13 protein-coding genes are annotated in these 12,894 nt (G+C 66.9%); all 13 read left to right on the top strand.

The features are described 5' to 3' along the window. Window positions 1-231 precede the first annotated feature (231 nt). The 13 genes from ACM0M4_RS13825 to ACM0M4_RS13765 are packed head-to-tail and all read left to right on the top strand — an operon-like array spanning window position 232 to window position 12,531. Entirely contained in the window at window positions 232-2,238 is a 2,007-nt protein-coding gene (locus tag ACM0M4_RS13825; protein WP_064314571.1) for a conjugal transfer protein TraG, read from the top strand. Further along, window positions 2,235-2,699 carry a ribbon-helix-helix protein, CopG family gene (locus ACM0M4_RS13820; protein WP_043088277.1) on the top strand — a complete coding sequence of 155 codons (465 nt, stop codon included), beginning with the start codon at window positions 2,235-2,237 and terminating at the stop codon, window positions 2,697-2,699. Before ACM0M4_RS13825 ends, ACM0M4_RS13820 begins: the two co-directional genes overlap by 4 nt. Then, window positions 2,696-3,748 carry a P-type conjugative transfer ATPase TrbB gene (gene trbB, locus ACM0M4_RS13815; RefSeq protein WP_062832705.1) on the top strand — a complete coding sequence of 351 codons (1,053 nt, stop codon included), beginning with the start codon at window positions 2,696-2,698 and terminating at the stop codon, window positions 3,746-3,748. The genes ACM0M4_RS13820 and trbB overlap by 4 nt, the downstream gene beginning before the upstream one ends. After that, window positions 3,745-4,128 carry a TrbC/VirB2 family protein gene (locus tag ACM0M4_RS13810; RefSeq protein ID WP_013721751.1) on the top strand — a complete coding sequence of 128 codons (384 nt, stop codon included), beginning with the start codon at window positions 3,745-3,747 and terminating at the stop codon, window positions 4,126-4,128. The genes trbB and ACM0M4_RS13810 overlap by 4 nt, the downstream gene beginning before the upstream one ends. After that, window positions 4,125-4,397 carry a VirB3 family type IV secretion system protein gene (locus tag ACM0M4_RS13805; RefSeq protein ID WP_064314570.1) on the top strand — a complete coding sequence of 91 codons (273 nt, stop codon included), beginning with the start codon at window positions 4,125-4,127 and terminating at the stop codon, window positions 4,395-4,397. Before ACM0M4_RS13810 ends, ACM0M4_RS13805 begins: the two co-directional genes overlap by 4 nt. Window positions 4,398-4,409: 12 nt before the next feature. Beyond that, a complete protein-coding gene (gene trbE / locus ACM0M4_RS13800) occupies window positions 4,410-6,854 on the top strand; it encodes a conjugal transfer protein TrbE (protein WP_064314569.1) in 2,445 nt (814 codons plus the stop codon). Window positions 6,855-6,865: 11 nt separating this feature from the next. Beyond that, complete coding sequence (gene trbJ, locus ACM0M4_RS13795; protein ID WP_064314568.1) at window positions 6,866-7,606, top strand: P-type conjugative transfer protein TrbJ; 741 nt, start codon at window positions 6,866-6,868, stop codon at window positions 7,604-7,606. Between the two features lie 12 nt (window positions 7,607-7,618). Further along, window positions 7,619-7,939, top strand: coding sequence for a hypothetical protein (locus ACM0M4_RS13790; RefSeq protein ID WP_017677041.1), 321 nt, complete (start codon window positions 7,619-7,621; stop codon window positions 7,937-7,939). Further along, window positions 7,936-9,315 carry a P-type conjugative transfer protein TrbL gene (gene trbL, locus ACM0M4_RS13785; RefSeq protein WP_221345544.1) on the top strand — a complete coding sequence of 460 codons (1,380 nt, stop codon included), beginning with the start codon at window positions 7,936-7,938 and terminating at the stop codon, window positions 9,313-9,315. The genes ACM0M4_RS13790 and trbL overlap by 4 nt, the downstream gene beginning before the upstream one ends. 12 nt (window positions 9,316-9,327) lie before the next feature. Further along, entirely contained in the window at window positions 9,328-10,032 is a 705-nt protein-coding gene (trbF, locus tag ACM0M4_RS13780; RefSeq protein WP_180704845.1) for a conjugal transfer protein TrbF, read from the top strand. Next, window positions 10,029-11,021 carry a P-type conjugative transfer protein TrbG gene (gene trbG / locus ACM0M4_RS13775; protein ID WP_180704846.1) on the top strand — a complete coding sequence of 331 codons (993 nt, stop codon included), beginning with the start codon at window positions 10,029-10,031 and terminating at the stop codon, window positions 11,019-11,021. Before trbF ends, trbG begins: the two co-directional genes overlap by 4 nt. A 2-nt stretch (window positions 11,022-11,023) precedes the next feature. After that, window positions 11,024-12,292 carry a TrbI/VirB10 family protein gene (locus ACM0M4_RS13770; RefSeq protein ID WP_180704847.1) on the top strand — a complete coding sequence of 423 codons (1,269 nt, stop codon included), beginning with the start codon at window positions 11,024-11,026 and terminating at the stop codon, window positions 12,290-12,292. Beyond that, window positions 12,289-12,531, top strand: coding sequence for a DUF2274 domain-containing protein (locus tag ACM0M4_RS13765; RefSeq protein WP_180704848.1), 243 nt, complete (start codon window positions 12,289-12,291; stop codon window positions 12,529-12,531). The genes ACM0M4_RS13770 and ACM0M4_RS13765 overlap by 4 nt, the downstream gene beginning before the upstream one ends. Window positions 12,532-12,894: the final 363 nt, after the last annotated feature.

Here is a 12,894-nt window from a genome sequence, read left to right as displayed (position 1 = left end):
GGCCGCTTCGCCACGAATATTGGATTTCCTGACCGACACGCCGCAACGCGCCTGCGCTTGCGACGTTTTTCGTTGGCTCGCCACCGCGCTAATTCTTTCTTTTTGCTCGATCTTTCTGCTTAAAACGGTCTTTGACCGGCACTGACGCGGCACCGATCCTGACGCCTCCGGCACGTCCTTGTGCCGCTTTTTCCATGAGGAATCGGCGCAGGAGAAATCGGAGGCTAGGTCATGCAAGGGACGAACGTGCTGTTCGGTCAGATTGCCGTGGTATTCGGCATCGTGATCGCCGGCGTGTGGGGCGCCACACAATGGACAGCAGCCGCCCTTGGCTATCAGCTACGCCTTGGCTCGCCCTGGTTCGATCTTCTTGGCAGGCCGATCTACCACCCGTGGAAGCTGTTTGAGTGGTGGTTCTTCTTCGGTGCCTATGCGCCGGAGGTCTTCGACACCGGCGGTGCCATTGCCGGCGCCAGCGGCATGGTCGCCGTGGGCGTTGCCATCGCCATGTCGGTCTGGCGCTCGCGTCAAGCGCGCCTGGTCACGACCTACGGCTCTGCGCGCTGGGCGAACGCGCAGGACATTCGCCAGGCCGGCCTCACGCAGCCTGCCGGCGTGTTCCTGGGCCAGCATGATCGGCAGTACCTCCGTCACGAAGGCCCAGAACACGTCCTGACCTTCGCGCCCACGCGCTCGGGTAAAGGTGTCGGCCTGGTGGTGCCGACGCTCCTATCCTGGCCGGCCTCGGCCGTCATCCACGACATCAAGGGCGAGAACTGGCAGATCACCGCAGGCTGGCGCTCACGTTTCTCGCATTGCCTGCTGTTCAACCCAACCGATGCGAAGTCGGCAGCCTACAACCCGCTGCTGGAGGTGCGGCGCGGTGCGCATGAAGTGCGCGACGTGCAGAACATCGCGGACATTCTGGTCGATCCCGAAGGCGCGCTGGAGAAGCGCAACCATTGGGAGAAGACCTCGCACGCGCTGCTGGTCGGGGCCATCCTGCACGTGCTCTACGCGGGTGCAGACAAGACGCTGCGCGGCGTCGCCAACTTCCTCTCCGACCCGGCCAGCCCGTTCGAGCTGACCTTGCACCGGATGATGACCACGCCCCACCTGGGCGATGGGCCGCATCCGGTCGTGGCCTCGGCGGCGCGCGAAGTGCTCAACAAATCGGACAACGAGCGTTCCGGCGTGTTGAGCACCGCCATGTCGTTCCTCGGCCTCTACCGTGATCCCACGGTGGCCGAAGTCACGTCGCGCTGCGACTGGCGCATCGCTGACCTGATCGCGGCCGAGCATCCGGTATCGCTGTATCTGGTGGTGCCGCCTTCGGACATATCGCGGACGAAGCCGCTCATTCGTCTGATCCTCAACCAGATCGGGCGGCGCCTCACCGAATCGCTCGATGGTTCCGATGGCATCGCGCGCCGCCACAAGCTGCTGCTGATGCTCGACGAGTTCCCGGCGCTGGGGCGCCTGGACTTCTTCGAGACGGCGCTGGCCTTCATGGCGGGCTACGGCATCCGCAGCTTCCTGATCGCGCAGTCGCTCAACCAGATCGACAAGGCGTATGGGCAAAACCACTCCATCCTCGACAACTGCCATGTGCGCGTGACGTTCGCCACCAACGACGAGCGCACCGCCAAACGCATCTCCGAAACGCTGGGCACCGCCACCGAGCTGCGCGCGCAACGCAACTACGCCGGCCACAGATTGGCCCCGTGGCTCGGCCACTTGATGGTGTCGCGGCAGGAAACAGCGCGCCCGCTGCTGACGCCGGGTGAGGTGATGCAGCTTCCGCCTGACGAGGCGGTGGTGATGGTGTCCAGCGTCGCGCCGATCAAGGCGAAGAAGCTGCGCTACTACGCGGACGCCAATTTCAAGCGCCGCGTGCTGCCACCGCCCACGCCGGCGGATGGGCAGTACGCCGACGCGCCGCCGGCCCGCGCCGACGACTGGAGCGGGCTGGTGATTCCTGCTGCACCCCCTGCGCCGGCCACGGCATCCGCCGATGGCCTGGAGAACTTGGGTTCGGCCGACGACGGTGGCCCGCGCCGCCAGCCCGAACTAACTGAGGCCGTCGCCTACGACCCCGAATTGGCCGCGCCCACGGCCGACCTTGGGCTGCTCGATGACGACGACTTGCCGCTTCCCCTTCCGCGCCAGCTCGATCCAGCCATGCAGCGCACGGCCCGGCTGGCTTCCCTCGACCCCAACGACGGAATCGAGCTATGAGCCACTACCGCCTGAACCTCTTTATCCAGCCGGAGCACGCCAAGCGGCTCGATGAGCTGGCCGCCAAGAAAGGTGTGTCCAAGTCGTCCATCGTCGCGGCGGCGCTCGCCTCGTGGCTGTCGCCCGATGCCGCCGACCAGCGCGAGGCCGCCATCGCCAAGCGCCTTGATCGCCTGTCTCGCCAGGCCGAGCGCATGGAGCGCGACCAGAACATCGCCATCGAGACGCTGGCGCTGTTCATCCGCTACTACCTGACCGTCAGCACGCCGGTTCCCGAGGCGCACCAAGAAGCCGCCCGCGCCCAAGGCAAGGCACGCTTCGAGCAGTTCACCGAGCAGCTTGGCCGCCACCTGATGCGCGGGCGCAGCCTGGTGCGCGATGTGGTGGAGGAACTGCACCCCGACCCGATGCGGATGGAGGACGCGGCGGTAGTCGCCAAAGCGCAGGAGCGTGCGTCATGAGCGCCGTTCCCCAATCCATGTCCGCCACGTCGTTCGACCGCCGCATCCAGATGCTGCGCACGGCGATGGGGCCGCTGATCGCCGCCGCGCTCGAAGACCCGGACGTGGTGGAGGTGATGCTGAACCCCGATCGCACCCTTTGGGTGGATCGGCTTTCCAGTGGACGCGCGCCGATGGGCGTGGAACTGCCCGAGGCGGACGGCGAGCGAATCATCCGCCTCGTCGCGGCCCACGTCGGCGCGGAAGTCCATCGCGGCCAGCCGCTGCTGTCCGCCGAGTTGCCCGAAACGGGCGAACGCTTCGAGGGCATCTTGCCGCCGGCAGCGCCGGGGCCGGCCTTCGCGTTGCGCAAGCGCGCCATCGGCGTGATTCCACTGGAGCGGTACGTCATCGACGGGATGATGACCAGCGCGCAAGCGGGCTTTCTCGTTCGCGCCGTGCGCGAGCGCCAGAACGTCCTGATCGCCGGCGCCACCAGCAGCGGCAAGACCACGCTCGCCAATGCTTTGCTCGCCGAAATCGCCGCCACCGGCGACCGCGTACTGGTGCTCGAAGACACGGTGGAGCTGCAATGCGCGGCCCGCGACCACGTTCCGCTGCGCACCCGCGCAGGCGTGGTGTCGATGACCGAACTGGTGCGCTCGTCCATGCGCCTGCGCCCTGATCGCGTCGTCGTCGGCGAGGTGCGCGGCGCCGAGGCGCTGGATCTCATCAAGGTGTGGGGCACGGGCCACCCCGGCGGCATCGCCACGATCCATGCCGGCTCCGCGCTCGGCGCGCTGCTGCGCCTGGAGCAACTGATTCTCGAAGTGGCAGTGAACCCGCCGCGTGCGCTGATCGCCGAGGCGGTCAACGTGGTGATCCACATCGCCGGGCGCGGGCGCAAGCGCCGCATCGAGAGCATCGCCCGCGTCGTCGGCTTCGACGGCGTGGGCTACCAACTGGCGGACGCGCTGGAAACGCCGTTTCCCGAGCTGCCGCCACTTCCCGATGCCGCACCCGCTGCGGCGACTTCCCCATCCCCTCACTCACTTGGAGAACTGCCATGACGCAGATGTACGTTCCTGCTTTCCGTTTTTCTGCAAATCCGGCTTTGCGTCTTGCGCGGCTGCGCTGCCTGGCCCGCCCTGCGGGGCAAGGGCTGCTGCTGGCCGCGCTGCTGCTGTTCCTGGCCGGAACCGCGCAGGCCGCCGGTTCCTCGATGCCGTGGGAAGGCCCCTTGCAGTCGATCTTGGAGTCGATTCAAGGGCCGGTGGCGCGCATCGTCGCGGTCATCATCATCATCGCCACGGGCCTCGCGCTCGCCTTCGGCGACACGTCCGGCGGATTCCGCAAGCTGATCCAGATCGTCTTCGGTCTGTCCATCGCCTTCGCGGCTTCGAGCTTCTTCCTGTCGTTCTTCAGCTTCTCCGGCGGGGCCGTCGTATGAGTGCCCCCGACACCTTCGCGGACGGCTTCGAGGTACCGCTGCATCGCTCGCTGACCGAGCCGATTCTGCTGGGCGGTGCGTCGCGAACCGTGGCGATCGCCAACGGCACGCTGGCCGCCGCTGTCGGCCTGGGCCTGCAACTGTGGATTCCCGGCGTGGTGTTCTGGATCGTCGGCCATTCGCTGGCCGTGTGGGGCGCTCGCGTCGATCCGCAGTTCATGCAGGTCTTCGCCCGGCACATCAAGCACAAGCCGCTGCTGGACGTGTGAGGGGATGCCGACATGCTGAACCTTGCCGAATACCGCCAGCGGCCGGCCTTGCTTGCCGACTGGCTGCCCTGGGCCGGGCTGGTCGCGCCGGGCGTCGTCTTGAACAAGGACGGCAGTTTCCAGCGCACAGCCCGGTTTCGCGGGCCTGACCTCGACAGCGCGACGCAAGGCGAGCTGATCGCCACGTCGGCGCGACTGAACAACGCGCTGCGCCGCATGGGATCGGGCTGGGCGCTGTTCATCGAAGCCGAGCGTCGGCCTGCGGCCGATTATCCGCACTCGGAGTTTCCCGAGCCGCTTTCCTGGGTGGTGGAGGAAGAACGCCGGGCCGCCTTCGAGGAATCGGGCAATCACTTCGAGAGCGGCTATCACCTGACGCTGCTTTACCTGCCGCCGGAAGAATCCCGCGCCCGTGCAGCCAAGATGCTCTACGAGAACACGCCGACGAATGGCGTGGACTGGCGCGAGCGGCTGCAAGCCTTCGTCGCGGAAACGGATCGCGTCTTTGACCTGCTCGACGGCGTGATGCCGGAGATTGACTGGCTCGATGACGCGCAGACGCTGACCTACCTGCACGCGACCATCTCGACGCGGCGCTATCGCGTCGGCGTGCCCGAAGTGCCGTTCCACATCGACGCGCTGCTGACCGACTCGCCGCTGGTCGGTGGCCTGGCGCCCATGCTGGGCGACCAGCACCTGCGCGTGGTGTCGGTGCGGGGCTTCCCGACCTCGACCTGGCCGGGGATTCTGGACGACCTCAACCGCCTTGGCTTTGCGTACCGCTGGAGCACGCGCTTTCTCTGCCTCGACAAAGCCGAGGCGGAAAGAGAACTCGCCCGCCTGCGCCGCCAGTGGTTCGCCAAGCGCAAGAACGTCATCGCGCTGCTACGCGAAACGATCTTCCAGCAGGAAAGCCCGCTGGTCGATACCGACGCCAACAACAAGGCCGCCGACGCCGACGCTGCCTTGCAGGAGCTGGGCAGCGATCAAGTTGCCTTCGGCTATCTGACGGCGACCGTCACCGTCACGGACGAGGACGCCGCCGTCGCAGACGAGAAGCTGCGCATGGTGGAGCGCGCCATCCAGGGCCGGGGCTTCGTCACCATCCCCGAAACGCTCAATGCCGTGGATGCCTGGCTGTCTTCGATCCCTGGCAACGCCTATGCGAACGTGCGCCAGCCCATCGTCTCGACGCTGAACCTGGCGCACATGATGCCGGTGTCGGCGGTATGGGCCGGGCCAGAGAAGAACGACCACCTCGACGGCCCGCCGCTGATCGTCACGCGCACCGATGGCGCGACGCCGTTCCGGCTGGTGACGCACATCGGCGACGTGGGCCACACGCTGGTCGCAGGCCCGACCGGCATGGGCAAGTCGGTCTTGCTCGCCACGCTGGCGATGCAGTTCCGCCGCTATCGCGGCTCGCGCATCTTCGCCTTCGACATGGGCCGCTCCATGCGGGCCGCCATCCTCGGCCTGGGCGGCGAACACTACGACCTGGGCACGGATGGCGAAATCGCCTTCCAGCCGCTCGCGCGCATCGACCGCGAGGGCTACCGCACCTGGGCCGCTGAATGGATCGAAGGCCGCTTGCTGCACGAAGGCGTGGCGGTCGGCCCCGATGAGAAAGCGGCCATCTGGTCGGCGCTGGGAAGTCTCGCCGGTGCGCCGCTGGAGCAGCGCACGATGACGGGGCTTTCCGTGCTGCTGCAATCGAACGCGCTGCGGCAGGCGCTGTCGCCTTACGTGCTCGGCGGCGCCCACGGCAAGCTGCTGGACGCCGATCACGATCGGATGGGCATGGCCGACGTGCAGTGCTTCGAGATGGAGGAGTTGATGCACAGCAAGGCCGCCGTCATGGCCGTGCTGCATTACCTCTTTGCGCGTTTCGATGAACGCTTCGACGGTGCGCCCACGCTGCTGATCCTCGATGAAGCCTGGCTGTTCCTCGATGACCCGGCGTTTGCCGCGCGTATCCGCCAGTGGCTCAAGACGCTGCGCAAGAAGAACGTCAGCGTCATCTTCGCCACGCAGAGCCTCGCCGACATCAAGGATTCGAGCATCGCGCCCGCGATCATCGAGAGCTGCGCGAGTCGGATTTTCTTGCCCAACCCGCAGGCCACCGAACCGCAGATTCGCACGATCTACGAGGGCTTCGGCCTCAACAAGCGGCAGATCGAAATCGTCGCCACCGCGCAGCCCAAGCGCGACTACTACTACCAATCCCGCCTCGGCAACCGCCTGTTCGACCTCGACCTGGGGCCGGCGGCGCTGGCCTTCGCGGGCGCATCCACGCCGCAAGACCAGCGCGACATAGACCGCGTGCTGCTGGACGCCGGCGTACCCGGTTTCGCGGGCGCGTGGCTGCGCCATCGCGGCCTCGATTGGGCGGCCGACCTGCTGCCCTCGTTCCCCGGCCTCGCGCCGGGTTCCCTCCGTACCGCCGACCACTCATAGGAGAACCAGCTATGAAGATCCGTGCGCTTTCCATTTCGCTTGCTGCCGCACTGTCGCTGACGATATTGACGCCTTCACCAGCATTGGCCTGGCGCATTGTCTTTGATCCGACCAACTATGTGCAAAACACGCTGACCGCGATCCGCACGCTAGAGCAGATCAACAACCAGATTCGTCAGCTCCAAAACGAAGCGCAAATGCTGATGAACCAGGCGCGCAACCTCGCCAGCCTGCCGTCCAGCGTGGTGAACCAGTTGCGCGCCAACCTGGCGACGACCGAGCGGCTGATCGCCCAGGCCAGAGGCTTGGCCTACGACGTGACGAATCTGGATCGGGAGTTCGCGCGCCTGTATCCCGAGCAGTACGCCGCCACCGTCAGCGGCGACCAGATGTACCGCGACGCGCAGGAGCGTTGGCGGAACACGCTCAGCGGCTTGCAGACCACCATGCAGATGCAGGCGCAGGTGTCGCAGAACCTGGGCGAAGACGAAAGCGTGCTGGCCGATCTTGTGGGCAAGAGCCAGTCGGCCGAAGGTGCGTTGCAGGCGATGCAGGCCATGAATCAGTTGCTGGCCTTGCAGGCCAAGCAGTCGATCCAGTCGCAGCGGCTCCAGATCACGCAAGACCGGGCGGCGTCGCTGGAGCTGGCGCGGCAGGCGGTAGCCACGGAGCGCGCCCGCGAAGTGCGGCGGCGTTTCCTGGGCGAAGGCACGCCGTACACGCCGCAGTCCGTGAACTTCTACGGCAACTGACGGGAGGCCGCCATGCGATGCGTCCTCGTCCTGTGTGTCGCGCTGCTGGCCGCTTGCGGCGAGCAGCCGGCCGACCACCTTGCCGATGCCCTGGCCGCCGATCCCGTGCGGCTGAAGGCATTGCGCGCGCAATGCGCGGCCGACCGGCAGGCCACGGGCGAGGACGCTTGCCGTGCCGCCGCCGAAGCCTTCCGGCGGCGCTTCTTCTCCGGCCAGGCCGGGCCGGATGAATACCAGACGCTGGCCGACCTGCCGCCGATCCCGCCGAGCTTCGAGGAACCGGCCGATGGCATGGCGCCGGCCGTTCCCGCCGAACCGGAGGACACGCCATGAATGACGTGACCATCATCGACCAATTCCTCAACACCTTTGCCGCTTATATCGACTCGGGTTTCGGGCTGCTGCGGGGCGAAGTGGCGTTCCTCACTGCCACGCTGATCGTCATCGACATGACGATCGCCGGCCTGTATTGGGCCATGAGCCATGCCACCGGCCAGGGCGAGGACGTGATCGCCAAGCTGCTGCGCAAGGTGCTCTACGTCGGTGCCTTCGCCTACATCATCAATAACTTCAACTGGCTGGCCAGCATCGTGTTCCGCTCGTTTGCGGGATTGGGCATCACCGCCACCGGCTCGGCCATCACGATGGAGAACTTCTTGCAGCCGGGCCGGCTGGCGAAAACCGGCATCGACGCCGGGGCGCCGATTCTGGAGCAGATCGGCGAGATGGCGGGCTTTCCCGAAGTGTTCGTGAACCTCGACCCCATCGTGGTGATGTTCCTCGCGTGGCTGGTCGTGGTCTTGTGCTTCTTCGTGCTGGCGATCCAACTGTTCATCACGCTGATCGAGTTCAAGCTGACCACGCTCGCCGGATTCGTGCTGGTGCCATTCGCGCTCTGGAACAAGACCGCGTTCCTCGCCGAAAAGGTCTTGGGCAACGTGGTGGCCTCCGGCGTCAAGGTTCTCGTGCTGGCCGTGATCGTCGGTATCGGCTCGGGCTTGTTCGCTCAGTTCCAAGTCCATCCCGCCGAGCCGTCTATCGACCACGCGCTGGTCATCATGCTGGCCTCGCTCACCTTGCTGGCGCTCGGGATCTTCGGCCCCGGCATCGCCACGGGCCTCGTGTCCGGTGCGCCGCAGCTCGGAGCGGGCGCAATGGCCGGTGCTGCTGTCGGCGCTGCCGGCACGGCCGTCGCCATCGGCGCCGCCGCGACGGGCGTGGGTGGCGCCGTGGCTGCTGGTGCGCGCATGGCCCCGGCTGCCGCCAAGCTGGCCGGTAGCGGTGCGCGCGCCGCCACGTCGGCGGCCAGCAGTGCGAAGTCGGCGTTCCAGGCCGGTTCCGCCGCCGCTGGCGGCGGCGCAAAGGGCGCGATGGCGGGCCTGGGCAACGTCGCCAAGACCGGCGCGCAGGCAGCCGGGCGAAGCGCTGCATCCCGCGCTTCCGCTGCCGGGCAACGCATGGCCGCTCCCTTCCGCGCTGGCTGGAATGGCGCTGCTGCCGATGGCGGCGCGGCATCCGGTCAGGGTGGCGCAGGCGAGGCCGCAGCCAGCGCCGCTACCGCACAGAAACAGGAACAGCCCGCTTGGGCCAAACGCCTGCATCGCCGCCAGCAACTCACCCATGCCGCGACCACCACCGCCCACGCGCTGCGCGGTGGCGATGGCGGCGGCTCCGGCCAGGGGCCGAGCCTGCGCGATTCCGATTCATAAGGAGAACTGACCATGCGATTCAAGAAACCGCAGGTGCGCTACGCCGACACGCCGCAGCCTGCCACGCCGTACCAAGCTGCCGGCCAGGTGTGGGACGAGCGCATCGGCTCGCCGCGCGTCCAGGCGAAGAACTGGCGCCTGATGGCCTTCGGCTGCCTGACGCTTGCGCTGCTGATGGCCGGCGGCCTGGTGTGGCGCTCGGCGCAATCCATCGTGACGCCCTACGTCGTGGAGGTGGACAACGCGGGCCAGGTACGCGCCGTGGGCGAAGCCGCCACGCCATACCGGCCCAACGACGCGCAGACCGCGCACCACATCGCGCGCTTCGTGACGCTGGTGCGCTCGCTGTCCATCGACCCCATCGTCGTCCGCCAGAACTGGCTGGACGCCTACGACTACACGACCGACAAGGGCGCGGCCGTGCTCAACGACTACGCACGGGTCAACGACCCGTTCGCGCGCATCGGCAAGGAGTCGGTGACGGTGCAGATCACCAGCGTCGTGCGCGCCAGCGACACGTCTTTCAACGTGCGCTGGACGGAACGCCGCTACGTCAACGGCGCCGCGGCGGGCTTGGAGCGGTGGACGGCCGTGGTGTCCATCGTGCTCCAGCCGCCGCGCACCGAAGAACGCCTGCGCAAGAACCCCCTGGGCATCTACGTCAACGGCCTGTCGTGGAGCCGCGAACTGGATTCTTTCGAAGGAGCCAAGCAATGAATGATCTTTTCCGTAAATCCGCCTTGCTGGTGATCTTGCTTGCCCTGGCGGGCTGCGCCACGCAGGGCAAGCCACCGCCGACCATCTCGCTCGATGAGCCGGTGCAGGCCCAGCCGCTGCCCGAGCCACCCGCGCCGGTGGAGGTGGTGGCCGTGCCCGAGGTGTTGCCGATGCCGGCGCAGTTGAAGCCATTGCCCGAAGCCGAGGACGCCAAGCCCACGCCGGAGCCAGCCGACGAGAAGGTGCGCGTCTCGCGCGCCAATGCAGAGGCCCGCGTCGCGCCCACGCGCGAGGGCTACGTCAACGCAATTCAGGTGTGGCCCTTCACCGATGGCGCGCTCTATCAGGTCTATGCGGCCGTGGGCCGCGTGACCGTGGTTTCGCTCCAGCCGGGCGAGGAGCTGGTGACGGTGGCCGCTGGTGATACCGTGCGCTGGATCGTGGGCGATACGTCCAGCGGCAGCGGTGCCGACCTGCGCGTCAATGTGCTGGTCAAGCCGATCCGCTCGGGCCTCAAGACCAATCTCGTCATCACCACCAACCGCAGGACGTACCTGCTGGAGTTGGCTTCGACGGAAAAGACGTGGATGGCGTCGGCTTCTTGGGAGTATCCGCGCGACCGGATGCTGGCCTTGCAACGCCAGGCGCAGGCGGCCAGCGCCGCCGCGCCGGTGGACTCCGGCTTGTCGCTGGAAAACCTGCGCTTCCGCTACGCGGTCAGCGGCAGCAATCCACCCTGGAAGCCGCTGCGCGCCTTCGACGATGGGCAGAAGGTCTATATCCAGTTCCCCGCCGGCATCGCGCAAGGCGAGCTGCCGCCGCTGTTCGTGATCGGGCCGGAAGGCGACGGGCAACTGGTCAATTACCGCTTCCGCTCGCCGTACTACATCGTGGATCGGCTGTTCGGCGCCGCCGAACTTCGCTTGGGCGGGGACAAGGGCGACGTGGTGCGAATCGAGCGCACGGACGGCGTTGCGCGGAGGAACTGACCATGAGCCAGGACGACACCCCCGACCTCGCCACGCCACAGGCGGGCAAGGTCGCGCCCGAGTCGGTGACGCTGCGCGTCCAGCCGCGTCCGGTCACGCGCTTGAACAGGCGAACGCTCGCCATCCTTGTCGGCGGCCTGTCGGTCGCCGTGCTCGGGGCCACGATCTGGTCGCTGCAACCGCAGCGGCATGGGGCCAACGAGCAGACCGAGCTTTACAACATCGATCGCGTGTCGAAGTCCGAAAGGCTGGATGGCCTGCCGGCCGACTACTCGAAGCTACCGCCGAAAATCCCCGAGCTGGGGCCGCCGCTACCGGGCGATCTCGGCCCGGCCATCGTGAACTCGCAGCAGCCGGCCGTGGCTGCTTACGCGGCTCCCGGCCATGATCCCAACGACGCCTTGCGCAAGGAGGCGGAAGCCGCGGCGGCTTCGTCGGTGTTCTTCCGCTCGGGCGGACAAGCCGTGGCCACGGTGGCGCAGGCAGCGCCGGTTGTGCCTGACGCGGCAAACACGCTCGCGGCCTTCGACCCGCTCGCCGCCGGGCCGGCGTCGGTAGCTGCGCAGCCTGCCGACCCGACCGCCGTGCAGAACCGGCAAGACCAGAAAGAGGCGTTCCTGAAAGGTGGCTCTACGGAAACCCGCAACTCCGGCAATCTGGCGCTGCCGGCGTCACCGTATCAGGTGATGGCCGGAACCGTGATCGCGGGCGCGCTGGTGACGGGCATCAAGTCGGACTTGCCGGGCGACGTGATCGCCACCGTCACGGAGCCGGTCTATGACACGGCCAAGGGCAAGTTCCTGCTGATCCCGCAGGGATCGCGCATCCTGGGCAAATACAACAGCCAGGTCAGCTACGGGCAGAGCCGCGTGCAGGTGGTGTGGAACCGGATCATCCTGCCGGACACGTCATCGCTAACGCTCGACAACCTTGTGGGCACCGATCCAGCGGGCTACTCCGGCCTAGAGGACGACGTGGACTGGCACTGGAAGCGCATCGTCGCGGGCTCGGTGCTGACGACGCTGCTGGGCGTGGGTGCCGAGCTGGCCGCGCCGGAGAACCGCCAGGACGGCAACCGCATCGTCATCGCCGGGCGCGACAGCGCCCAGGACAGCATCAATCAGATCGGCCAAGAGATCACCCGGCGCAACATGAACATCCAGCCGACGCTGACCGAGCGACCGGGCCTGCCGGTGCGGATCATCGTCAACCGAGATCTGGTGCTGCGGCCGTACCAGCCTCTGTTCTTCAATCGGGGAGCTTCGCAATGAACGCGACCAAGAAGCTGCGGCTTGGGCCGCTGCCCAAGACCGAGAACGTCAAGCTGACCTTCGCCTGCCCGGTCAGCCTGAAGGCAGACCTCGACCGCTACGCCGCGCTGCACGCGCAGGCGTATGGCGAGGCCGTCGATGCAGAGAAGTTGATCCCGCACATGCTGGAGGCGTTCATGGCGGGGGATCGGGGATTCAAGCGCACACAGCCCAAAAACGGAAAAGCCGCCCCTGCGTGAACAGGGACGGCTCTGGATTGGTGCCCGAGGCCGGAATCGAACCGGCACGCCTTTCGGCGAGGGATTTTCTTACCACTTCGACTTTCGCCGCCGCCCTGCTCAACGCAGGGCGTTCGTGGTCTGGAGCACGCCTTCACCATAGCCTTGCGGCCGTAGGTGCCCGCCGTCTGCTCTCTACACCTTCCCAAGCTTTAGCTTGGGCTTGGCTCGGCGTTGGCTCGGATGCAAAAGCATCCAGGGCGTTCGCCGACTTTGACGGGCTTCACTTCGGGCGTTTCCCCCCGAAGGCTCAAATTGTTCAAGTCCCTTGTGTCTACCGATTTCACCACTCGGGCGTAGTGCTCAACACACTGAAAACACCTA

The organism is Pseudomonas sp. 18-147 (assembly GCF_051048045.1).
GTDB lineage: Bacteria > Pseudomonadota > Gammaproteobacteria > Pseudomonadales > Pseudomonadaceae > Pseudomonas > Pseudomonas aeruginosa.
This window is presented reverse-complemented; position numbering and strand designations above follow the sequence as displayed.